At 43.4% G+C, this 25,650-nt stretch carries 16 protein-coding genes; 11 read left to right on the top strand and 5 right to left on the bottom strand.

The features are described from left to right. Nucleotides 1–81 precede the first annotated feature (81 nt). The 11 genes from hutI to Bovatus_RS13315 all read left to right on the top strand — a co-directional run bounded on the left by hutI (nt 82) and on the right by Bovatus_RS13315 (nt 14,377). Nucleotides 82–1,335 (top strand): imidazolonepropionase, encoded by a 1,254-nt coding sequence (gene hutI / locus Bovatus_RS13365; RefSeq protein WP_004296317.1) that lies wholly within the window; start codon nt 82–84, stop codon nt 1,333–1,335. A 46-nt stretch (nt 1,336–1,381) separates the two neighbouring features. Beyond that, complete coding sequence (locus tag Bovatus_RS13360) at nt 1,382–2,011, top strand: cyclodeaminase/cyclohydrolase family protein (RefSeq protein WP_004296316.1); 630 nt, start codon at nt 1,382–1,384, stop codon at nt 2,009–2,011. Beyond that, nucleotides 2,008–3,507 carry a histidine ammonia-lyase gene (hutH, locus tag Bovatus_RS13355; RefSeq protein ID WP_004296315.1) on the top strand — a complete coding sequence of 500 codons (1,500 nt, stop codon included), beginning with the start codon at nt 2,008–2,010 and terminating at the stop codon, nt 3,505–3,507. The genes Bovatus_RS13360 and hutH overlap by 4 nt, the downstream gene beginning before the upstream one ends. A 349-nt stretch (nt 3,508–3,856) precedes the next feature. Next, a complete protein-coding gene (locus tag Bovatus_RS13350) occupies nt 3,857–4,507 on the top strand; it encodes a TetR/AcrR family transcriptional regulator (protein WP_004323670.1) in 651 nt (216 codons plus the stop codon). A 55-nt stretch (nt 4,508–4,562) separates the two neighbouring features. Next, nucleotides 4,563–5,909: a TolC family protein gene (locus Bovatus_RS13345; RefSeq protein WP_004296312.1), complete on the top strand. Its 1,347-nt coding sequence runs from the start codon at nt 4,563–4,565 to the stop codon at nt 5,907–5,909. A 33-nt stretch (nt 5,910–5,942) separates the two neighbouring features. Continuing rightward, nucleotides 5,943–6,968 carry an efflux RND transporter periplasmic adaptor subunit gene (locus Bovatus_RS13340; RefSeq protein WP_004296311.1) on the top strand — a complete coding sequence of 342 codons (1,026 nt, stop codon included), beginning with the start codon at nt 5,943–5,945 and terminating at the stop codon, nt 6,966–6,968. A 59-nt stretch (nt 6,969–7,027) separates the two neighbouring features. After that, a complete protein-coding gene (locus Bovatus_RS13335) occupies nt 7,028–10,186 on the top strand; it encodes an efflux RND transporter permease subunit (RefSeq protein WP_004296310.1) in 3,159 nt (1,052 codons plus the stop codon). A gap of 12 nt (nt 10,187–10,198) precedes the next feature. Then, a complete protein-coding gene (locus Bovatus_RS13330; RefSeq protein ID WP_004296309.1) occupies nt 10,199–10,492 on the top strand; it encodes a PG0541 family transporter-associated protein in 294 nt (97 codons plus the stop codon). Between the two features lie 115 nt (nt 10,493–10,607). Continuing rightward, entirely contained in the window at nt 10,608–11,999 is a 1,392-nt protein-coding gene (locus Bovatus_RS13325) for an SGNH/GDSL hydrolase family protein (RefSeq protein WP_004296307.1), read from the top strand. Continuing rightward, nucleotides 11,986–12,903, top strand: a complete 918-nt coding sequence (locus Bovatus_RS13320) for an SGNH/GDSL hydrolase family protein (RefSeq protein ID WP_004296306.1) — start codon at nt 11,986–11,988, stop codon at nt 12,901–12,903. Before Bovatus_RS13325 ends, Bovatus_RS13320 begins: the two co-directional genes overlap by 14 nt. Continuing rightward, nucleotides 12,890–14,377 (top strand): MBOAT family O-acyltransferase, encoded by a 1,488-nt coding sequence (locus Bovatus_RS13315; protein WP_008997841.1) that lies wholly within the window; start codon nt 12,890–12,892, stop codon nt 14,375–14,377. Before Bovatus_RS13320 ends, Bovatus_RS13315 begins: the two co-directional genes overlap by 14 nt. Nucleotides 14,378–14,463: 86 nt before the next feature. On the opposite strand, the gene Bovatus_RS13310 is transcribed toward Bovatus_RS13315, so the two are convergent. From Bovatus_RS13310 to Bovatus_RS13290, 5 genes are all read right to left on the bottom strand, one after another. Further along, nucleotides 14,464–16,812, bottom strand: coding sequence for a glycosyl hydrolase 115 family protein (locus Bovatus_RS13310; RefSeq protein ID WP_052587835.1), 2,349 nt, complete (start codon nt 16,810–16,812; stop codon nt 14,464–14,466). 46 nt (nt 16,813–16,858) lie between these two features. Next, nucleotides 16,859–18,232: a family 43 glycosylhydrolase gene (locus Bovatus_RS13305; RefSeq protein ID WP_170834898.1), complete on the bottom strand. Its 1,374-nt coding sequence runs from the start codon at nt 18,230–18,232 to the stop codon at nt 16,859–16,861. Nucleotides 18,233–18,255: 23 nt separating this feature from the next. Further along, nucleotides 18,256–19,947 (bottom strand): polysaccharide deacetylase family protein, encoded by a 1,692-nt coding sequence (locus Bovatus_RS13300; protein ID WP_004296302.1) that lies wholly within the window; start codon nt 19,945–19,947, stop codon nt 18,256–18,258. 116 nt (nt 19,948–20,063) lie between these two features. Next, complete coding sequence (locus Bovatus_RS13295) at nt 20,064–22,115, bottom strand: RagB/SusD family nutrient uptake outer membrane protein (RefSeq protein WP_052587834.1); 2,052 nt, start codon at nt 22,113–22,115, stop codon at nt 20,064–20,066. Nucleotides 22,116–22,143: 28 nt separating this feature from the next. Continuing rightward, nucleotides 22,144–25,479 (bottom strand): SusC/RagA family TonB-linked outer membrane protein, encoded by a 3,336-nt coding sequence (locus tag Bovatus_RS13290; protein WP_004296300.1) that lies wholly within the window; start codon nt 25,477–25,479, stop codon nt 22,144–22,146. Nucleotides 25,480–25,650: the final 171 nt, after the last annotated feature.

Below are 25,650 nucleotides of genomic sequence, written 5' to 3'. Positions count from 1 at the left end.
TGCTTTATGGCAAACATCATTCTAAAAAACGTCCCATTCATATCTCCATTTATTATATGAACTAATTATGATGAACTATTTATGAGTGAAAACCTAATCATATTTAACGCCCGTATCGTAACCCCCATCGGCTTTTCCGCCCGTAAAGGAGAGGAAATGTCTCAACTGCAAATCATAGAAAACGGAACCGTGGAAGTGACCAAAGGAATCATTACCTACGTTGGTGAAAACCGTGGTGAAGATCGGGATGGTTACTACCAGCACTATTGGCATTATAACGCTCGCGGACATTGCCTTTTACCCGGTTTCGTCGACTCCCATACCCATTTTGTATTTGGCGGAGAACGTTCCGAAGAATTCTCCTGGCGTCTGAAAGGTGAAAGCTATATGTCAATCATGGAGCGGGGAGGGGGAATTGCAAGTACCGTAAAAGCCACCCGGCAAATGAACTACCTTAAACTTCGTTCAGCCGCCGAAAGCTTCCTGAAGAAGATGAGCACCATGGGAGTAACCACCGTAGAAGGTAAAAGTGGCTACGGCCTGGACCGGGACACAGAATTACTACAACTAAAAGTAATGCGCAGCCTGAATAACGCTGAGCATAAACGCGTCGATATAGTCTCCACTTTCCTCGGCGCCCACGCCCTTCCCGAAGAATATGCGGGGAGAAGCGACGAATACATCGATTTCCTGATTCGTGAAATGCTTCCCCTTATCCATTCCGGTAAGTGGGCAGAATGTTGTGATGTCTTTTGCGAACAAGGCGTTTTCTCTATCGAACAATCCCGTCGCCTGCTTCAGGCAGCCAAAGAGCACGGTTTCCTGTTGAAACTCCATGCCGACGAAATCGTCTCTCTCGGCGGTGCCGAACTGGCAGCCGAACTCGGAGCACTGTCTGCCGACCATCTCCTGCACGCTTCCGATGCCGGCATCCGTGCAATGGCCGATGCCGGAGTAGTAGCCACTCTGTTACCTCTGACAGCTTTCGCCTTGAAAGAACCCTACGCGCGAGGTCGTGAAATGATTGACGCCGGTTGTGCTGTGGCACTTGCCACCGACCTGAATCCCGGCAGTTGTTTCTCCGGTTCCATCCCGCTGACCATTGCTCTGGCCTGCATCTATATGCAAATGAGCATCGAAGAAGCCATCACTGCTCTCACCCTGAACGGAGCCGCCGCCCTTCAACGAGCCGACCGTATTGGAAGTATCGAAGTAGGTAAACAAGGTGATTTCATCCTCCTCAATTCCGACAACTATCATATTCTACCTTACTATATAGGCATGAATTGCGTAATCATGACTATTAAAGACGGTATACTTTATCCCGTCGCTTAATAGTTGAGAAACTCTCATTCATTAATCACTTAAAAAACAGAATACCATGTTAGCAGATTTAACCGTAAAAGATTTCTTAGATAAAGTAGCTTGCAGTGACCCTGTGCCCGGTGGCGGTAGTATTGCCGCTTTGAATGGAGCGCTGGCTTCCTCCCTTTCTACGATGGTGGCACGGCTGACCGTAGGAAAAAAAGGATACGAAGTCAGTGAAGAAGTAATGCAGCACGCACAAACCATCACCCTCCGTTTGCTGGACGAATTTATGGCACTTATAGACAAAGATTCAGCTGCCTACAACGAAGTATTTGCCTGCTTTAAACTACCTAAAACAACCGACGAAGAGAAAGCCGCCCGAAGTGCCGCTATCCAGAAGGCAACCAAACAAGCCGCCCTCGTTCCGTTGGAAGTAGCCCGCAAAGCACTGGATATGATGTCCGTTATAGCAGATGTTGCCCGTCTTGGTAACCGGAATGCTGTCACAGATGCCTGTGTAGCAATGATGTCCGCCCGTACCGCCGTATTGGGAGCCTTACTGAATGTCCGTATCAACCTCGGTTCGCTCAAAGACAGAGATTTTGTCCTCCAGCTGCAAACCGAAGCCGATGCCATCGAGCAAACCGCCTGTCAGAGAGAAAAAGAATTGTTGGATGCCGTAAATCAAGACCTGCGCGTATGAGTAAGAATGTATACCATATCGGTTCCGGAGCACTGACCTTCGAAATCATCGAACGAATTATAAACGAAAACCTGAAACTGGAACTAGCTCCCGAAGCCAAGTTACGCATCCAGAAATGTCGCGACTACCTCGACCAAAAAATAGCTTCTTCCGAAGAACCATTATACGGCATAACAACAGGTTTCGGCTCTCTATGCACTAAAAATATATCTCCCGATGAATTGGGAACCCTCCAGGAGAACCTGATAAAAAGCCATGCTTGCAGCGTAGGCGAAGAAATTCGTCCTGTCATCATCAAACTGATGATGCTTCTCAAAGCCCACGCCCTCTCATTGGGACATAGCGGTGTACAAGTTATCACCGTGCAACGCATCCTCGATTTTTTCAATAATGACGTCATGCCAATTGTCTACGACCGCGGTTCCCTTGGAGCCTCCGGCGACCTGGCACCGCTCGCCAATCTTTTCCTTCCTCTGATAGGTGTCGGTGATGTCTACTATAAAGGAAAAAAGTGCGAAGCCATCAGCGTACTCGACGAATTTGGCTGGGAACCGGTCAAACTAATGAGTAAAGAAGGACTAGCCTTGCTGAACGGCACCCAATTTATGAGTGCCAACGGTGTGTTTGCTATGCTCAAAGCCTTCCGCCTCTCGAAAAAGGCCGACCTGATAGCCGCCCTTTCCCTCGAAGCCTTTGACGGCCGTATCGACCCGTTTATGGACTGCATCCAGCAAATTCGTCCCCATCAGGGACAGATTGAGACAGGCGAAGCCTTCCGCAAACTACTGGCAGGCAGCGAACTAATCGAACGCCACAAGGAACATGTGCAAGATCCCTATTCCTTCCGCTGCATCCCGCAAGTACATGGCGCCACCAAAGATGCCATCCGCTACGTTGCCTCCGTACTGCTGACCGAAATCAATTCCGTCACGGACAACCCCACCATCTTCCCTGATGAAGACCGGATCATCTCCGGCGGAAACTTTCACGGGCAACCGCTTGCAATCTCTTATGACTTCCTCGCCATAGCCCTGGCCGAATTGGGAAATATCTCCGAACGCCGTGTCTCCCAACTGATTATGGGACTCCGTGGACTACCTGAATTTCTCGTAGCCAACCCCGGTCTGAACTCCGGCTTCATGATTCCCCAGTATGCCGCCGCCTCCATGGTCAGCCAGAATAAAATGTACTGCTATGCAGCTTCGAGCGACTCCATCGTCTCCTCCAACGGACAGGAAGACCATGTAAGCATGGGTGCCAATGCCGCCACCAAACTCTATAAAGTGATGGACAACCTGGAACATATCCTTGCCATCGAACTGATGAACGCCGCACAAGGCATCGACTTCCGCCGCCCGCAGAAAACCTCTCCCGTTCTTGAGCGTTTCCTCCATGCCTATCGGAAAGAAGTGCCTTTTGTAAAAGATGACATCGTGATGTACAAGGAAATACATAAAACAGTCGCCTTCCTGAAGAGGACACAGATTGAATACTGACAATAAATTGACCCTTTTTCGCTTTTCGTTAATAATGGTGACTGTTATTGCCGGGTAAGTGTCGATTCTTATCGATATTTATCCGGCATTTATTGGCTCCTATCTCTTCTATTAGCGATAAAACTTTACTTCCTATATTCCCTCCTTTTACCTTTCCTCTGTGTTTGTTCCAAATTTCCTATTAACACTTGTTTTCATTTCACTCTATTGAATGATAATAAATCCCAAATGGACTATAAATAGCTGGAAACTTAATTTGTTAATTGAGTTTTCTGTATATCTTTGTTCCGTTTTTCCTTTGGAAATGAAGAGAAAACGAAAACTGCATTTTAATAAAATAGAAAAACGGATGATGACAGAGCATGGAAAGGACGCTTCCCAACGGGTAGAGTTAAGAGAACGGATCATAACGGCGGCAACAGAAGCTTTTACTTCGAAAGGCATCAAGAGTATTACAATGGATGACATTGCAGCAGCATTAGGAATTTCCAAACGTACGCTCTACGAAGTCTTTTCGGATAAAGAATCGTTGTTGAAAGAATGCATACTGAAGGCACAGGCAGACAGAGACAAGTATTTGCAGAAAGTCTTTGAACAGTCGCACAATGTGTTGGAAGTGATACTTGCAGTCTTTCAGAAAAGCATTGAGATGTTTCATCAGACGAACAAACGCTTTTTTGAAGACATTAAGAAATACCCCAAAGTATATGAGATGATGAAGAATCGGCAGGACAGCGATTCGATGAAAACCATGTCCTTCTTCAAAACAGGAGTAGAGCAGGGCATCTTTCGTTCGGATGTAAACTTCGCTATAGTCAATTTGCTGGTACGTGAGCAATTTGATGTGCTTTTGAATACGGACATCTGTAATGAATACCCTTTCATTGAAGTGTACGAATCCATCATGTTTACTTATATACGCGGTATCTCCACCGAAAAAGGAGCAAGGGTACTGGAAGACTTTATACAAGAATATCGCAAGAACCGCATCGAAGACTAGAGTAAAAGTGAGGTTCTATTGACAAACAATTAAGATTAAATTAGAAATTCAGTTTATGAACAAGATGAAAAGATTGACAGGTCGGAAGATCCTTCTGGTAGCTGTGGCATTCTGTGCATTTGGTTTTGCAAAGGCGCAGGACACGCAGACGGAGAAGAATACCCTAACCTTAACCTTAGACAAAGCCTTGGAAATTGCATTGGATGAGAATCCGACAATGAAAGTGGCAGCGGAAGAAATCGCCTTAAAGAAAGTTGCCAGCAAGGAAGCCTGGCAAAGTCTGTTGCCGGAGGCCAGCATTGCCGGTTCCTTAGACCATACAATTAAAGCGGCTGAAATGAAATTGAACGATATGTCGTTCAAGATGGGGCAAGACGGTTCGAACACCGCCAATGCCGGGTTGAGTATTAACCTGCCACTCTTTGTGCCGGGTGTTTACCGTGCTATGTCGATGACAAAGACGGATATTGAACTGGCAGTAGAGAAGTCACGTGCTTCCAAACTGGATCTGGTGAATCAGGTAAGCAAGGCTTATTATCAGTTAATGCTTGCACAGGATAGCTATGAAGTGCTTCAAGGCAGCTATAAACTGGCAGAAGATAATTACAATGTAGTGAATGCCAAATATCAGCAGGGAACTGTGAGCGAATATGACAAGATCAGTGCGGAAGTACAGATGCGCAGCATTAAGCCGAACCTGATTGCAGCAGCCAATGCGGTGACTTTGGCTAAATTACAGTTAAAAGTTCTGATGGGCATCACTGCCGATGTGGAGATAAAGATTAATGATAATCTGACTAACTATGAGACGACCATGTTTGCCAATCAGTTGAAAGAAGAGAATGTGAATCTGAACAACAATACCACCATGAAGCAGTTGGACTTGAACATGAAGTTGCTCGAAAAGAATGTAAAGTCTTTAAAGACGAACTTTATGCCGACTCTTTCCATGAGCTTCTCCTATCAATATCAGTCATTATATAATCCGAATATCAATTTCTTCGATTATAACTGGAGCAACAGTTCCAGCCTGATGTTCAATATCAGCATACCTTTATATAAGGCAAGCAATTTTACGAAAGTGAAATCTGCCCGTATCCAGATGCGCCAGCTCGATTGGAATCGTATCGATACGGAAAGACAGTTGAATATGCAGATTGTCAGTTGTCGCAATAATATGAGTGCCAGCACAGAGCAGGTAGTCAGCAACAAGGAAAATGTGATGCAGGCAAAGAAAGCGGTGGTGATTGCCGAAAAACGTTATGATGTAGGTAAGGGCACGGTGCTCGAACTGAACAGTTCCCAAGTGTCACTGACACAGGCGCAACTCACCTACAATCAGTCCATATACGATTACCTGGTTGCTAAGGCAGACCTCGATCAGGTTCTGGGAAAAGAATAAAGATAGACAACTAAAAAATTACAAGTAAGGAATATGAAAAGAAGTATCCAATTGGTAGCCCTGCTGTTAACTGTGTTTATGGGCTCATGTACAGGTGGAAAAGACAAAGCTGCTGCGGAACATGTGGACGCAAAGCCTATTGTGAAGCTGGCAGACGTAAAAGCCCGCCCCGTAGATCAAATACAGGATTACACAGCAACGGTGGAAGCCGAAGTAAAGAATAATATTGCGCCTTCGTCTCCCGTACGTATCGATCAGATTTTCGTAGAAGTGGGCGACCGCGTATCCAAAGGACAGAAACTTGTGCAGATGGATGCAGCCAACCTGAAACAGACGAAGCTGCAACTCGACAATCAGGAAATAGAGTTCAGCCGTATCGACGAACTATATAAAGTGGGCGGTGCGTCCAAATCAGAATGGGATGCTTCGAAGATGCAACTCGATGTGAAGAAAACCGCTTATAAGAATTTGCTGGAGAATACCTCTTTGCAAAGCCCTATCAATGGTGTAGTGACTGCACGCAATTATGATAACGGCGATATGTACAGTGGTGGAGAACCGGTTCTGGTAGTAGAGCAGATCACTCCCGTGAAACTCCTGATTAATGTGTCCGAAACCTACTTTACGAAAGTGAAGAAAGGTACGCCTGTCGACGTGAAACTCGATGTATATGGTGATGAAGTTTTTACAGGAACCATCAACCTGATTTACCCGACTATAGATGCTACTACCCGTACATTCCAGGTAGAGATCAGACTGGACAATAAAGACCAGCGTGTACGTCCGGGCATGTTTGCCCGTGCCACATTAAACTTCGGAACGGCAGAAAATGTCGTTGTTCCCGATTTGGCAATCGTTAAGCAAGCAGGTTCAGGCGACCGTTATGTATTCGTTTATAAAGACGGCAAAGTGTCTTATAATAAAGTCGAATTAGGTAGACGCATGGGTACAGAGTACGAGTTGAAATCCGGTGTACCTGATAATTCACAGGTTGTAGTTGCCGGACAGTCGCGTTTGGTGAACGGTATGGAAGTAGAGGTAGAAGCTTCTTCTAAATAGAAGGTGCAAACGACCTTTCGCCTAATGCTTTAATTAATTAACCAGATTTATAAAACAACATGAGTTTATACGAAGGTGCGGTTAAGAAACCGATTATGACCTCCCTCTGCTTCCTGGCAGTAGTGATTTTTGGTCTTTTCTCTTTGTCCAAGTTACCTATCGACTTGTATCCGGACATTGACACGAATACAATCATGGTGATGACCGCTTATCCCGGCGCAAGTGCCTCGGATATAGAAAATAATGTGACTCGTCCGCTCGAAAATACGTTGAATGCGGTGAGTAACCTGAAACATATTACCTCCCGTTCTTCCGAGAATATGTCATTGATTACATTGGAGTTCGAGTTTGGTAACGATATTGACGTGCTGACCAATGATGTGCGCGATAAACTCGACATGGTAAGCTCACAGCTTCCCGATGATGTCGAGAATCCGATCATCTTCAAATTTAGTACGGACATGATTCCGATCGTGTTACTTTCCGTACAGGCCAATGAAAGCCAGTCGGCACTTTATAAGATATTGGACGATCGTGTGGTAAACCCGCTGGCACGTATTCCGGGAGTCGGAACCGTGTCTATCAGTGGTGCACCGCAACGTGAGATTCAGGTATATTGCGACCCTAACAAACTGGAAGCCTATCATCTGACTATCGAAACAATCAGTTCCATTATCGGAGCCGAGAACAAGAACATTCCCGGTGGTAACTTCGATATTGGTAGCGAAACCTATGCACTGCGTGTAGAAGGTGAGTTTGATGATTCCCGTCAGTTGGCAGATGTAGTGGTGGGAACACACAATGGGGCGAATGTCTTTTTGCGTGATGTAGCCCGTATTGTCGATACCGTGGAAGAACGTGCACAGGAAACCTATAATAATGGTGTGCAAGGTGCTATGATTGTAGTTCAGAAACAGTCGGGAGCCAATTCGGTAGAAATCTCCAAGAAAGTGGCCGACGCGTTGCCGAGACTTCAAAAGAACCTGCCGAGCGACGTGAAGATTGGTGTCATTGTCGATACCTCGGACAACATTTTGAACACCATCGACAGTTTGACGGAAACCGTTGTTTATGCCTTGCTCTTTGTTGTCATCGTCGTATTCCTCTTCTTGGGACGTTGGCGTGCGACGCTGATTATCTGTATCACCATTCCGCTTTCATTGATTGCCTCGTTCATTTACCTGGCGGTTAGTGGAAATACAATTAATATCATCTCGCTTTCGTCACTTTCTATCGCTATCGGTATGGTAGTGGATGATGCGATTGTGGTACTTGAAAATGTAACGACTCATATCGAGCGTGGTTCCGACCCGAAACAGGCAGCCGTGCACGGAACCAATGAAGTGGCAATCTCTGTAATTGCTTCTACATTGACCATGATTGCCGTGTTCTTCCCATTGACGATGGTAAGCGGTATGTCCGGTGTACTTTTCAAACAGTTGGGTTGGATGATGTGTGCCATCATGTTTATTTCTACGGTCGCCGCACTATCCTTGACTCCAATGCTCTGTTCCCAATTGCTTCGTTTGCAGAAGAAGCCGTCGAAGATGTTCAAGCTCTTCTTTACTCCGATTGAGAAAGCGCTCGACGGACTCGATACTTGGTACGCGAAGATGTTGAACTGGGCTGTACGTCATCGTCCGATTGTGATTGTGGGATGTATCGTTTTCTTCGTTATCAGTTTGCTGTGTGCAAAGGGTATCGGTACAGAGTTCTTCCCGGCACAGGATAATGCCCGTATTGCCGTACAGTTGGAACTTCCAATCGGTACACGAAAAGAGATAGCGCAGGAATTATCTCAGAAGTTAACCAACCAATGGCTGACGAAGTATAAAGACATCATGAAAGTCTGTAACTATACTGTCGGTCAGGCTGACTCCGATAACACCTGGGCATCTATGCAGGACAACGGCTCACATATTATCTCGTTCAACATCAGTTTGGTAGACCCGGGCGATCGTAACGTTTCTTTGGAAACAGTCTGTGATGAGATGCGTGAAGATTTGAAAGCCTATCCCGAATTCAGTAAGGCGCAAGTAATTCTCGGAGGTAGTAATACAGGTATGTCCGCACAGGCAAGTGCCGACTTTGAGGTTTATGGATACGATATGACAGTAACCGATAGCGTGGCAGCCCGCCTGAAACGTGAGTTGTTGAAAGTGAAAGGCGTGACCGAGGTAAATATCAGCCGTAGTGACTACCAGCCTGAATATCAGGTAGACTTCGACCGTGAGAAACTGGCCATGCATGGTTTAAATCTTTCAACTGCCGGTAACTACCTGCGCAACCGTGTCAATGGTGCGGTAGCATCTAAATATCGGGAAGACGGAGATGAATATGATATCAAAGTGCGTTACGCACCTGAATTCCGTACAAGTCTGGAAAGTCTGGAAAATATCCTCATTTATAATGCACAAGGACAATCCGTTCGTGTGAAAGATGTCGGAAAGGTAGTCGAACGTTTTGCACCTCCTACCATCGAACGTAAAGACCGTGAACGTATCGTGACCGTTTCTGCTGTAATCTCCGGAGCTCCGCTGGGCGACGTAGTGGCTGCCGGAAATAAGGTGATAGATAAAATGGATCTTCCGGGAGAAGTCACTATCCAGATTTCCGGTTCGTACGAAGACCAGCAGGATTCATTCCGCGATTTGGGAACACTTGCCATCCTGATTGTCATTCTCGTATTTATCGTGATGGCAGCACAGTTCGAGTCACTGACTTATCCGTTCATTATCATGTTCTCCCTGCCGTTTGCATTTAGCGGTGTCTTGATGGCATTGTTCTTCACAGGCAGTACATTGAGTGTCATGAGTTTGTTGGGAGGTATCATGTTGATTGGTATTGTGGTAAAGAATGGTATTGTGCTTATCGACTACATTACCCTCTGTCGAGAGCGTGGACTGGCGGTTATCAATTCAGTAGTGACATCTGGTAAGAGCCGTCTTCGTCCGGTATTGATGACTACGGCTACCACTGTTCTCGGTATGATTCCGATGGCTATCGGTGGCGGTCAGGGTTCTGAAATGTGGAGCCCGATGGCGATTGCCGTAATCGGTGGTCTGACGGTATCTACTATCTTGACATTGATTTTGATTCCTACTTTGTACTGTGTATTTGCAGGAACAGGAATCAAGAATCGTCGTCGTAAACTTCGCCATCAACGCGAATTGGATGTTTACTTCCAGGAGAATAAAGACAGCATTATAAAGAAATAACAGAAAAGAAATATGAAATCAGTATTGATAACATTCGACCAGGCTTATTACGAACGAATCATGGCATTGCTCGACCGTTTGGGTTGTCGTGGTTTTACCTACCTCGAAAAAGTACAGGGACGTGGCTCGAAGACAGGCGATCCGCATTTCGGAAGCCATGCCTGGCCAAGTATGTGCTCGGCTATCCTGACAGTAGTAGACGACAGCAAAGTCGATCCGTTGTTGGACACCTTGCATAAAATGGACCTGGAAACACAACAATTAGGCTTGCGCGCATTTGTGTGGAACATTGAACGGACCATTTAAAAACGATCCGGTAGATAGATAAAAAGGAAAGGAGAATCTAATAAATAATGTAGATTCTCCTTTCTTTTTGTGGCTTTTGTCTATCTTTGCGGTCGTTTTGGATTTTAGGAACATTATGGAGATAATAAAGAATTATTTGAAATATTCGTTGTGGTTCGTACTGATTGTATTTGCAGCCTTACTCGGGCTTCATTGGCTTCCAGTATTGACTATTGACGGACACACGATGAGGCGTGTAGACCTTTTGAGCGATCTTCGTTACCCCGAATCGGAGACTGCTGCAGCTGATTCGGACAGCATCCCTTTGCCTTCTGTTGTAAAACCGGCTTTTGTAGATACCTGCCGCGCAGGCATGACCTGCATTGAAGATTACAGCGATTCCACCCTTCGGGGGATGACTCCTTTCTACAAAGCACTCGACCGTGTCTCTTCCACTGACTCTGATGACAAACAGGTACACATTGCCGTATTCGGAGACTCCTTTATCGAAGCGGATATATTTACAGCCGACTTGCGCGAAATGCTTCAGAAACAATTCGGCGGTTGCGGTGTAGGTTTTGTTACCATCACTTCCATGACAAGCGGTTACCGTCCTACGGTACGGCATACATTTGGCGGATGGTCCAGCCATGCAGTAACAGACAGTATCTATTTCGATAAGAAGAAACAAGGCATTTCCGGACACTATTTTGTCCCCCGGAACGGAGCTTATGTAGAACTACGCGGACAAAATAAATACGCCTCCCTGCTCGATACTTGCCAACGTGCTTCTATCTTCTTCTATAATAAAGATTCCGTTCTTCTTTCTGCCCGTGTGAACAAAGGAGAAAACAAGAATTACTCTTTAGGCCCTTCTGATGGATTACAACAAGTTCAGGTGGACGGACGCATCGGTTCTATCCGTTGGACAGTAGATCGTGCAGACTCTACCCTGTTCTATGGCTTGGCAATGGATGGAAAGAAAGGAATCATTCTCGATAACTTCTCGTTGCGTGGCAGTTCCGGTCTTTCCCTGCGCGGTATTCCGGTACAAACGTTGAAGCAGTTTAACCGCCAGCGTCCTTACGACCTGATTATCCTCGAATATGGCTTGAATGTAGCTACCGAACGGGGACGCAATTATGATAATTACCAGAAGGGATTGATTACAGCTATCGAGCATCTGAAAGAATGTTTCCCACAAGCGGGAATCCTGTTATTGAGCGTTGGCGACCGTGATTATAAGAACGAAAACGGCGAACTCCGTACCATGCCCGGTGTCAAGAATCTGATTCGTTATCAGCAGAACATTGCTGCTGAAAGCGGCATTGCATTCTGGAATATGTTTGAAGCAATGGGCGGAGAGGGCAGTATGGCAAAACTCGTCCATGCCAAACCCTCTATGGCGAACTACGATTATACGCATATAAACTTCCGTGGCGGTAAGCATTTGGCAGGATTGCTTTATGAAACCATGATCTATGGTAAGGAACAATACGACAGGAGGCGTGCTTATGAGAAAGAGTAACCTGCTGTCCATCTTTATTCTCATTCTCGCCGGTATGTTGAGTGTCCCTTGTTTTCTTACAGAAACAATCGCGCAAGACCGTATGCCTGTATGCTCTCCATTGGGAAAGACTGCAAAGCGGATAAAGCCTTTACGGGAAATGAACTGGGCGAATGATACGATCAACGTACAAGTAGCCTTCCCTGCTGCTTTTCGCGAAACCGGACGGAATGAGATTATTGACAGCATTGCTCTGCTGGCTCCCGTCTTTGAACATCTCCGTCAGGTACGTGCAGGACTCTCCGAAGATACAGTCCGCATCGTTCATATTGGCGATAGCCACGTGCGTGGACATATCTATCCCCAAACCACCGGTGCCCGTTTGACAGAAACCTTTGGTGCCATTTCTTATATTGATAAAGGCGTCAACGGAGCTACTTGCCTAACATTTACCCATCCGGATCGTATTGCCGAAATTGCTGCCTTGAAACCTGAATTGCTGATTCTCTCTTTCGGAACCAATGAAAGCCATAACCGGCGTTATAATATAAATGTGCACTACAATCAGATGGATGAACTTGTGAAACTGTTGCGCGACAGTCTTCCTAACATCCCCATTCTTCTGACTACCCCTCCCGGTTCCTATGAAAGTTTCCGGCAACGGAGGCGTAGACGCACGTATGCCATCAATCCCCGTACGGCAACAGCAGCGGAAACCATCCACCGTTATGCAAAAGACCATCGCCTGCTCGTGTGGGATATGTATGATGTAGTCGGAGGGAAGCGTCGTGCCTGCACCAACTGGACGGAGGCAAACCTGATGCGTCCCGATCATGTACATTATTTACCTGAAGGATACATCCTGCAAGGAAATTTATTATACCAAGCACTTATACAAGCATATAATGACTATGTTTCCCATTGATATAGATTTCAGTAGACTAAAAGAGGTACTTACCTACGATCCGCAAGCCCCGATGATATTCAGCAGCGGTATCTTCCTTTGGCTGTTCGCTGCTTTCATGGTAGTGTATGTGTTGTTACAACGTAAATACACTGCCCGTATCTTGTTTGTCACCCTCTTTTCTTATTATTTCTACTACAAGAGTAGCGGCACATACTTTTTCCTGCTTGCTATAGTCACCGTTGCCGACTTCTTTCTTGCACAGCTAATGGATCGTGCAGAGGGGTATTGGAAACGTAAAGGATTAGTAGTTTTGAGTCTGAGTATCAATCTGGGACTTCTTGTCTATTTCAAATATACCAATTTCCTGGGTGGAGTGATAGCGTCATTGATGGGAGGAGAGTTTACCGCTCTTGATATATTCCTGCCGGTCGGTATCTCCTTCTTTACTTTCCAGTCGCTAAGCTACACCATCGACGTTTACCGGAGGGACATAAAGCCATTGACGAATCTTTTGGACTACGCTTTCTATGTATCTTTCTTCCCCCAGTTGGTGGCAGGACCTATCGTGCGTGCCCGCGACTTTATCCCGCAAATCCGGAAACCTCTCTTTGTTTCGCAGGAGATGTTCGGCCGCGGAATCTTTCTGATCGTATCCGGTCTTTTCAAGAAAGCCATTATCTCCGATTATATCAGTATCAACTTTGTAGAACGTATTTTTGATAATCCTACTCTCTATTCAGGTGTTGAGAATCTGATGGGAGTGTATGGTTATGCTTTACAGATTTACTGCGACTTTTCCGGATATAGTGACATGGCTATCGGTATCGCTTTATTGTTAGGCTTTCATTTTAATCTCAACTTTAATTCTCCTTATAAGTCTGCCTCCATTACCGAATTCTGGCGTCGTTGGCACATCTCTTTGTCCAGTTGGCTGCGGGATTATCTGTATATTTCTTTAGGAGGAAACCGAAAAGGTAAGTTCCGGCAATATCTGAATCTTATCATTACCATGTTTCTGGGTGGATTGTGGCATGGAGCATCTTGGAACTTTGTTCTTTGGGGAACCTTCCATGGTGTTGCTTTAGCATTGCATAAAATGTGGATGACCATCACCGGACGTAAGAAAGGAGAACAAAGTCATGGTTGGCGGCGTGTGTTCGGAGTGATTATTACTTTCCATTTTGTCTGCTTCTGCTGGATTTTCTTCCGTAATGCCGATTTTCAGAACTCAATGGATATGCTGGGACAGATATTCACTACTTTCCGTCCGCAACTGTTCCCACAGTTACTTGAAGGATATTGGAAAGTATTCGCATTAATGTTGCTCGGCTTCCTGCTTCATTTTGCTCCCGATAGTTGGGAAAATGCAGCTTGTCGGGGAGTGACCCGTTTACCGTTCGTAGGAAAAGCAGTATTGATGGTAGCTTTGATTTACCTTGTTATTCAGATGAAGAGTTCGGAGATTCAGCCGTTTATCTATTTCCAGTTCTGATTGGTTTCTCTTGTGTGGAGATATGCAACAAAAGCTATGAGTAAATATCTCATAGCTTTTGTTGCATAAAGTAGAATCTCTTAATTCTATAGAGTATATACTTCTATTTGATCTAATACAATACCTTCATCCAAGGCTTTTATAGCTAATAGATGCTTTTTCTTCTCTTTCACAGGGAATGTTACCTGTCGGATAGCTTGATTGCGTAAAACATTCTCTTTCCATTCTTCGCTGCGTCCTTTGGTTTCATAAGATATGACTGAAGATTCTTTCTTATCTAGTGAAATAGAGAATCGTAGTTGCCCACTATTCATTGGATGATTGGGTAATAGCCGTATTTCTATCTTTATGGAGTCGGTCGGACAGTGATCAAAGTTGAAAATTAGCTCCTGACCTTTTTTCAACATTGCTGCTTTTCCTTCGTATCCTAGTTCTTCACAGAGAATCGGAGTACCTTCAGTACATTCTGAACCATTCCATTTATAGAGACTTTGCCCTCTTTCCGCTAGCGGCTCGCTAATATATGATCTGTCTACAGGTTCAAATACAGGCAGTCTGCGTGGTTGGTGGTCCATCATGCGATGCCATTTTCCATTGTTATTGATTCCTGTATTATAAATACGGGTTAATGATACAATGCTGTCATACGCGGCATCACTTTTGTCCCAGTTCATTTCGCCATGTCGTGCCAATTGAGCATATAGCATTTTCTTATTCATTTCAGCAGCAGCTTGTACCGGGTATTTCACTAAATGAAAATAAGTATCTTGCCTGTTTGGTTCGATTAGTGCAGTAAGGTTCTCTACTTTGTCGGATATGGACAGATAATCTTCCAAACGTTTGTTAATATATTGTTTGCTCCATGGCATGTCTTTGACTATCCGATAGGCATTGGTATGGTATTCTTCCTCCCGGGTATTTCCCATAAATTCAGGTTTACGGATATAGGCTAAGCGATAATGTTCCTGCATAACAGGAAGTAGCTTTTCCCCAATAGAATTACCAAATTCACGTTTCAGAAACTTTCCTAAATGGTTACTGATTCCTTTTTGAACGACTTCATCTATGTTCCATGCCATATCCAGAAAAAGCTCCGTTTGATATTCTATGGGTTTAATATCTCCTACGTTCAGTATCCACATTTTCTGTATGCCGTGCTCGTATGCCTCTTTCATTTGCTGGTATAATAAAGCCGGACTGAATGTTCCCAGCCAAAGATAATCGTGAGGGCGTCCCCAATAAGAAACATGATAATAAATTCCGTTCCCTCCTTTGCGGGTGCGTTCTTCGTCGCTTGGGAAGTGACGTATATAACCATAATTATCATCACACCACATTAATGTAATATCTTCCGGTACTTGTAATCCTGCACGATAAATGTCAAGTACTTCTTTATAAGGAATAAACACTTGAGGAACAGATGTTACATCTTTATTAACGTATTCTTGCAATAAATGGCGTTGATCTTTTAAAACACGTTCCAATATCACCTTTTGTTCTTCTATAGTTTTGGCACCTTGCATCTGACCATCATGCACTCCACGCATGCCAACAGTATAGAGAATCTCTTGCCCGGCTACTTCTTTTACCCTGTCTTCCCAGAAACGATATACCGAGTTGCTATTATTTACATAATCATAATCACCTTTTCCTCTGCGGCTCCATTCTCCGGCGGCATTACATGCCATAGGTTCACAATGGGACGAGCCGATGTAAATGCCAAACTTCTCGGCTATTTCGCGATTTCCTTTTGTCAGGAAGAAAGGAACGGTACATTCGTGCATGGCAGGCCAATATGTATTAGCACGTAATCGTAAGAGTAGTTCAAAGATACGCTCATTCGTACGCGGCCCGATACGACCTGCTTTATACCACGGTTCGTAATTTAGACTGCTCCATTGCATCATCCCCCAGTCTTCGTCGTTAATGAATATACCGCGATATTCTACAGAAGGAGATTGCAACATCTTAAAGCCAGCTTCCAACTGGAAAGATGCTCTTTTTTCCGGAATGGCATCTGCCCACCATTCCCACGGAGAAACTCCTATCAGTCTGGAAATCTCCATAATGCCATAGGCTGTCCCGTGCTTGTCACTTCCGGCTATGACTAGCTTTCCTTCTGCTGAAACAGTGAGTAGAAATGCCTGTTTCTTATTACTTAGAACAGAAGTGTCGATTCCATAGTCTGCAAACAATGAACTTTTTCCAACTGTACCGACAATGATGTCTCCCTTTTGAGTGTCTTTTGTTGTTGGTGATGAAAATACAGCCAAGCAATCACGTTTGAATAATTCCAAGGCGGTCTGTACCACTTGTTCTTCCGCCGGGTCACAAGCAATTGTGATTGTTTTTTCTGCTTGTAAATTAAAAGATGCCTGCGCCCAAATGTGTGGTGCGAGTACTAAACAGAGAAATCCTGCTAAGTATCTTTTCATGTGAAAATAATATTTATGTATCTTTTTAGATTTCATCATACTATAATTATTGGAAAGAAAGAATGCGATCTATCGTGACAAATGTATTGTCGCTTCCATAGATCGTTTTTGTTTTGTCTGTCCATACAGGCTTTATACCACTTACCTCAACCAACAAGGTATATTTGTCTTTGGTGAGTTTCGGGGTAATGATACGAGTAGCTTTTTCTGGATATTTACTGTAGAAATCCACTAATGAAGAATAGATCGTATCATTTTGGGTGTTTACTATACTCACTTTGGCGTAACCACTGTGCCTGTTAGATTCTCCGATAACGGCAACTTGACTTCCTTCGAAAGACACTTTCAGTATGCCTCCTTTTGTGTTTGAAACGAGTCTTCCTTTAGCCTCTTTCCAATCATTGGTAAACTTTATCTGTTTTACAGGAACAGTCTTTCCATGCGATAGAATATCTACAGGTTTTATGCTGTTAATATCCCAATATTGCCAGTATTCCGGTATGGATATTTGTGTCCCTTCCACTTCTATAGGCATCCATACGTAGGTAGCGGCCGAGGCTTGATGAGGATAAGACCATCGATCACCCATATACATTGGTATGGTATCATTTCCCCGTTTCAATGGGAAAACAAAAGTGCTTTGCGAGTTATATGTTAGTTTTCCTTCCGGACAAAATACTCCTTGTTTCGTCCATGGTCCTTCGATCTTTGGAGCTGTAAAATAAAAATTATCGTTTTTCTCCCAGCTTGTAAGGTTGGAGTATAGCATATAATACATGCCGTTTTTTTTGAACATGGCAGGTGATTCGCCTGAACCTTTGACATGGGCTACTTGTGTTTCTATAGAACGATAGTCGTCACTTAACTTATAGATAGGACCATGATGAATAAGTAGATAACCTTTACCGTCCGTGTCTTGAAAAGTACCCATATCCCAACGTTTGATAGGATTACCTTTATAAAGTAATGGTCCTTGTAGCTTGTATTCTCCGTTAATTGTTTTACAAGTAGCGTAACCAATATAGGGATCCTTATATCCCATATCATCGGCGTGCATGAACATAACATATTCACCAGTAGAGGGACATTTCATAACTTTTACACGTTCACCCACACGATTAGGACCTAATATTCCGTCGGGTTGCAAGGGTAATACCACCCGTTCAAATCTCCAGTTTACCAGATCATCCGACGAATAGCAAGAGAACCCCGGGAAAGCGTTGCTTTGGTCGGATTTCCATTCTCCGAAAAGATAATACCGTCCATTATCTTCTACGATGCAAGCTCCATGTGCATTGACTATATCACCATTGTTGTCAAACCAGGGAAGTCCATTACATACAACCTTTTCGGAGTTTTGTGCGAAACATATCGTTCCGGTTCCTCCAAAGAGGAATAATAATAAAAAAATGATTTTCATGATACTTACTGTTGCCATGTTAATTAAAAACTAATATCTATCACTCCACCGTACGGATTAAAGTCGAATAATATTTCATCTCCAACCATTTTTACGGTTAACTTTTTGTTATCTTGCTTTACTCTGATTTTTGTTTTACTGCCATCATTCTTTATCACCATTGTCAATGGTTCCGAGAATAATTCTGGTATCAATGCCAAATATGGAACTATTTTATAAGATGATTTCTCTTTCACAATACTCAGTTGGATATTCCTTCTTTCTTTGATGTAGGCTCCTACTTCGGCAAATGTTCCTGTCCAGATTTTATCTTCTTGTGCTTTCACCTTTTTTAGATGGTTCCAAAATATATCCGGTTGTGAGAAATTGTCGTATCCATGTGTTATTCCATGTGTCATACTGACACCCCAACCCTCTGCAATAAGAAGTTCATCAACCCATTTCTCCAATATTTCAGGTGTTCTTTTGCTTTTCTCTCCTCCCAAGGCATATTGCTCCGTACGTGTAGCTATTTTACCTTCAGACGCAATACTAAGTATTCTGTTGTCAAAATAATTTCCTGGATAGCAGAACGTTTTTGGTCTTTTCCCTATATAGAGTTGTATAATGCTGTCATTTTTGTCAATTTCTTCTCTTATTTTTTCATAACTAAGATGTTTGAAATTAGGATGCGACCAACTATGGTTGGAAATCTCATGTCCTTTGTCAGCCATTTCTTTCATCTGTTTCCAAGTCATGCGAGACTTTCCCAAGTTGGCCTCTTTATATTCGATAATTTTTCCACATATCCAGAAAGTTCCTTTTAATCCTAATTCTTCCAATTTAGGATATACCATGGTATAATGTTCTTCTAAACCATCGTCAAATGTATAACTGATAGCACATTTTTTATTATTTTTATAATCGGCTACATATATATCTGTATCGTAGTGACGGAGATATTTACCTAGATCCGGTACAGCTTTTCCTATTGCTTCTGCCGCTATCCGGGCAATGACTTTACTGCCGTATATGTTTAAATGGGTGTTGTCTGTCTTACCTTTCGGATAACGGCTATATTTGCCGATAGGTACCCACATGAATAGTTTTTTAGATTTTTCCGGTCCCATTTGCGAAACTAGATCATGCGTGAGCCGGGCCATATCTATAAACGGTACATTCATCTCTTTTGCCACTTTGCGTGGTGAGTTTATATATTCTCCGTGTGAATTGACAAGAATATTACCTTCCTTTTCATATACATATTGAAACTTTATGTTCGGGCTCGGAGGATAGTTACGTCGCACAATAGAATTCATTAAAATAGGTTTAGCGCCTTTATCACGTGATTCTCGGATAAATTTTCGTAAGTTATCATCGAATGAGCTACCGGGTAGAGTATGCAATGTCGTGTCTGTTTTTTCATCATTATGTCCGAACTGGATAATTACATAATCTCCGTCTTTTAATTTTTCGAGTACGGTTTGCCAGCGTCCTTCGTTAATGAAGCTTCGTGTACTACGGCCACATGCAGCATGATTGTCTATTGAAACGTCTTCTGTAAAGAAGCGGGATAGCATTTGTCCCCATCCACGTTCCAGGTTTCCTTCTCCGACAGTTCTGTCTGCCATGGTAGAATCGCCTATCATGAAAATGGTGACAGGCATATCTTTTTTCGGACTAAAGCTAGAAAGAAGAAGGAGTGCAAGTAAGGATAAAAATATCTTGGACTTCATTTTTTATAAATATGATCAGATTTAAAAGAGGGAGTGTACTCATGCATGAACAATTCAACAGATTGCTATTGAAATACACCCCCATTTTCCCAAAAAACATCTTACCTTAAATCTTTTTATTTTTCGGCAGGAAGATTGGCTGTTGTAGGCCAATAGGGATTTTGGTAGAGAGGTGACTGGCTAAGTGACTGCCCGTCTACAGATGTAATAAGAAGTTCTCCTGCTCCTATAGGTTCTAAGTAATGAGCCATTTTCCAAGTATAACCGTAATAACCGTTTTGTGTTTTGCGTACTTGGAACGGGCGCACATATTCGCTGTTGCTTGCCGGAGACATATTAGCTTTGGTAGAACCGTCGGTAATAAGTTTTCCACTGGCATACAAGCTTTCCATAGGAGTATTCCATAAATGAATTCCTTCTGGTATATAGGGCTTGCTGATGAGTTGGTCCATTGCACGCCAACGGCATAAATCCATATAACGAAACCCTTCGGAGAGTAACTCGCAGCGTCGTTCACGTCTTATGTTATAAAGAATTTTGTCAGTGAGCAGACTACCACCCGAATAAGCGCCCCAGTCATTTGCTGCTTCCTTATTCATATCCGTAGTCTCTATGGTCTTGTCAATATCATTGCTCATACCTGCATTGCGGGTTCTTATTAATCTCCAGTATTCTTTAGCCGTATCATCAAGACGTCCTCTAAGTTCATAACTCGCTTCTATATAATTGAGCAAAGCTTCTACCGAACGCATCATTATATAGCCTGTAGAACCTGAATTTATATCTGGATATTGTGCTGCATCTTGAGAACCTCCTTTACGTATGGTGTAGCCTGTCACGTAATGTTTCTGTCCGGTAGCATCGGTGAAATTGGGCGCAGGTACGGTTTTGTCTATACCAGCTTTCACAGTGCCTTTAACATTGGTTTGCCCATTCACTTTCAAGAAGAGAGTCAGCCGCGGATCGCGGTTTACCACTACAGTAGCCAACGTGTTATCTCCTTTGTAGAGGTCGGTGTTGGAAAGCGGCTTGCCATAGTCATCATTTTGAATATGCGTGTATACTGGCGTGCCGTCATTCATCAGGAAGTTTTGTACACATCCACGTGTTAGTCCAAGTCCCCAGTTGCCATCGGTGGCACCGGCATTTATTTGATGCATACGTACACCGGAAGCGAACTGTCGCCAGAAAAGCACCTCTTTTATACTTGAAAGGTTTACAGTACAATACATATTATAATAAGGATTTGTCACATTGGCATAAGCACCGTCCTGATAGTATCCTGTATTTTTTATAAGCTCATTTTTATATGCATCGCCCACTTCCTTTGCTGCATTCATGGCTTGCTCCAGAAACCAATTACTTTGAGCTTCTATGCTTCCTTTCGGGAATTGATAATCAGCACTGTAATCTTTCTTTTTACCGGGCCATCCTTCACCGCCGGGAACAAAAGCCGATCCTTTGAAGTATTTTAGCCATGTACCTTCATAGAGGGCTACACGACTTTTCAACAGCATCACTGAATGATAATTCAGACGGGTAGTGATAATATCGTTGCCCTGCATATAACTGGCGGCTTTATCGAGATCAGACATGATAAAACGGGCTACGCTATCTCTTGGCATTCGTTTACTCGCTTCTATCAGTTCTTCACGATTATCATTCAGAGGTTCTGTAATAATGGGGAAATCACCAAATTTCTGGTAAAGCCTGAAATATTCCACAGCTCTCAAAGCATACATTTCGCCTATCAGATGTTTTATATTTTTCAATGTTCCGGTAATAATATTCTCTGTTCCATTGATATCATTGCCATAGCGAGGCATGACGAAACTTAGGAATGCATTGATGCGATAGATGTCGGCAAAGTCCCAGTTCGCATTATCCTGTGCCACTCGCCAGCCACCCTCATAGTAGCGTTCGGGAGCAGTTTCGGGTATTTGGTCGTCACTAATGTCTACCTCTGTCTTCGGGTCATAATACCCTTTGCTCATAAGTGTAAATACACTTTCATAACTTTTCAGTGTATAAGCTTCAAGCTGAGATTCAGTTTTAAAATAAGCTTCCGGAGGAATTGTTGATGACGGTTCTTTGTCTAAATAATCATCACACGAGCAGAAACCTGCGACAATCAGCAATGTGAAAAAGAGTTTATATAAAGTTTTCATATTCGATAGATAAGTTATATAATAATTATTAGAAAGTGACATTCAGTCCGCACGACCATGTGCGTGAAAGAGGATAAGCATTACCACCGACGCCACCAGAACAGGTTTCCGGGTCAAACAGCTTGCTAAGCGAGGTGATGGTGAATACATTTTCTGCCGAGACAAATATGCGGCATTTCGAGATATTCATTTTTTCTATCCATGCTTTGGGCAATGTGTAGCCTAGTTGCAAGTTCTTTAATCGGACATAGGCGGCATTTTGCATATATCGGCTTTGTATATACTGATTTTTATATCCTTTTTCGTTATTGAAAAGAGGACGTGGGTAATAGCTGTCAAGATTTGCCGGAAGTTTATATCCGTCAAGACCTGTTTCTTCAGTGCGGAAATAATTCTGATGTTCCGTGAATCCGATAATCCAGCTCTCTCCCTGATTACCCGGTACTCCCCAAAACATTTGCCCTGGTCCCCATGAGGTACTATGATTCATAATGCTGTTACCTGCCGGCCAAAAATCATGTTTCAACACCCCTTGCCAGTAAGCCCGAATGTCAAATCCTTTCCATGAGGCGTTCATGTCAAGGCTGAAGAAGAAATGAGGATTACTGTCACCTAAGATTTTCAAGTCACCATGATCGCTGGTAGTCATAGCTCCCGGTGAAATTTGCCCGTCTCCATCAAGGTCTTTATACATAATATCGCCAGCTCCCCAGTTATCTCCTATAGCGCTCTGCCCACCATTAGGCAAAGAAGCGAGGTGTGCGTTCATTTCTTCCTGGCTCTTGGCTATACCAATCGTTTCATATCCCCAAATAGTGTTAATTTTGTAGCCTGATACATATTGCCAGAGGTCGTAAGTGCTGGAACTGTAGAATGATCCTGTCATATTTCCGGGATAACTGTCTATATAGGTTTGTTGGTCCGATAGTGAGAGTGTTATTCCATAATTGAACCCACAACGTAGTCTGTCTCTCCATGAAATCTGAAATTCCCAGCCACGTGTTTTAAGATCGCAATTATTGGTTTTTGGAGAAGAAACTCCGAGGGTAGCGGGCAATTCGGGGGCTGGTCCCACCATGTCTTCCGTTCGACGGATGAAGTAGTCAAAATATCCGCTAAGACGGTTGTTGAAGAAAGAGTAATCGAGACCTACGTTCCATGTTTTTACTTTTTCCCATGTCAGAGCAGAGCTAACAAGCGAGCCTATACTTGCTGTGTTGGGGGCTATACTGTTGTTTAACCATTGTCCGTTGAGAACCCCTATGGACATACTACGGTAAGTGGGATACCAACCAGATGTGTTTTGGTTACCGAGAACACCATAAGAGGCACGTAATTTTAGTTGGTCTATATTACTCCGCAGATTTTCAAAAAAAGGTTCCTCGGCCATATTCCATCCTGCCGAGAACGAAGGGGAAAGTTGCCAGCGATTGCCTCTACGGAAGCGGGAAGTTCCGTCATAACGCAAGTTACCTTCTACTAGATAACGGCTTTTGTAATCATAGTTCAGGCGTCCGAAGAAACCGGCAGTTGCCCAATCTTGACTATACCCTTTTACTTCGCTGCCTATGTCAGCATCTTTACTGTTTTTTCCCGTTGTAAGATCGAATTCAGGTCTTTCAGGATCTTGAAAACCATATTTTTTTGCATTGAAATCATGACGTTTGGTATTCTCTGTCTGGAATCCGGCCATTACTTTCATGTTATGGCTGTTATTGAATGTATGTGAATATGTACTGTGAATATTCAGGTTTAAGTAGTTGTTTTGGAAATATTCTTCCTTTAGATATTCATTCTTTCCACTTGCGCTATTTACTGCTGTAGCTACTCCTGTAGGACCGTATTGATAAGCAGTCAGCCGGTTCTCTTTGTTGTTCTGATGCTGGATGTTGTAGTTTAGTTCTACATTAGTCACCCAGTTTTTAATTGGTTCTATGGTTGCGGTGGCCTGATAATAGAATCTGTCGGTACGTTTGTTGGTTTCACCGCCATCACGCAATTGTAACGCCGGAGAGTAGTACAAGTTCCCATTGGGATCGTAAAGTGCCTGATATGGGCGTGCTGTCTGTATCAATTGAATGTAAAATGTATTGCCATGATCGAAATAGGTAGGGCGGAATACATCATTACGGGTAAGGCGTGTGGACAGGCTTAGTTTCAACCACTTTGTCACTGTTGCGGAAAGTTTGGCAGTGGCATTGAATCGGTGTATGCCGTCATCACCGAAATTGAGCAGCCCTCCCTGATTCAAATAATTGAAAGAACTGTAATAGGTTATGTTTTTGGAACCACCTGTCACAGAGACATTATGTTCCTGTGAAAAGACATTATCGCTATATATTTCATGAAAGAAGTCATTGTTGAAATAGGAGGTACCATCCCAAGCATCAGGATTTGATGAACTGGCTTTCCACCCCTCGTTGGTTCCTGCCTGATAATCCAGCATATTTTGCAAGGCAGTATCATTGAACCGTACACTCTTACTACTATTCAATCGTGCCTGATTGTAATAAAGGGCAAAGTTATAAGAGTCCATTGTATGTGGCAGATTTATCGGACTGGAGAAACGGAAACTATTATTGTAATTTACAGTAGCCTTTCCTTCTTTACCGTTTTTGGTTGTTATGAGGATAACGCCAAAAGGAGCACGTGAACCGTAAATGCTGGATGCAGCAGCGTCTTTTAGTACGCTGATTGTTGCTATGTCTTGAGGGTTGATCGTATTGATATCTCCTTCCATTCCGTCAATCAGAATCAGTGGAGAACCGCTTGAACCTTCACCTATGGTGCCTACACCACGTATGGATATATTCATATTTTGATCGAGAGCCCCGGTATTAGTGGTGATATCGAGCCCTGGTATCATACCTTGTAACGCTTGTGTGGCAGAGGCAACTGGACGGGCTTCCAATTCTTTGGCAGAAGCAATTCCCACCGAACCGGTCAGATTTATTTTCTTTTGCGTACCGAAGCCTACTACTACCACTTCGTTTAGCATTTCAGTGTCCTCTTTCAGTATGATATTAATAGATTTGTTTGCAGCAGCCTTCACTTCTTGTGTCTTATATCCAATATAAGAAATGATAAGCGTTGCATTAGGTTTTACTGAAAGAGAAAAATTACCATTAAAATCAGTGATGATGCCGTTTTTTGTGCCTTTTTCCAATACACTGGCTCCAATTACTGGCTCTCCGGTTGCATCTTTTACAATTCCGGAGATTTTTATTTGCTGTTGAACGACTTCAACACTTGTTTCATTGTCGATGGCCATCACTGTTAGAGGGTGACCTGCTACGAAACCGGTGCAGAGTAGGAAAGCGGTAATTACAGCTTTTCGGTTGTTTTTTAATGAATCTGATTTCATTGTTTTTCTTTTAAATTAGATACTGTGGTTAATTAATTCTCTTGTCTCGTCCTCTAATTAACGATGTGCAAATATAGGAGTCGCTTAGCCAAAGTATGGAGGGCAAATAGATAGAAAAAGCGGGGTAAAACGGTCATGAATAATTAGCCTTGTTTTTTGCTCGATTTCCCC

Origin of the sequence: Bacteroides ovatus (assembly GCF_001314995.1) — a bacterium.
GTDB classification, from domain to species: Bacteria; Bacteroidota; Bacteroidia; order Bacteroidales; family Bacteroidaceae; genus Bacteroides; species Bacteroides ovatus.
Note: the sequence above shows the minus strand (reverse complement) of the source record. Positions and strands in the feature narration are given on the sequence as shown.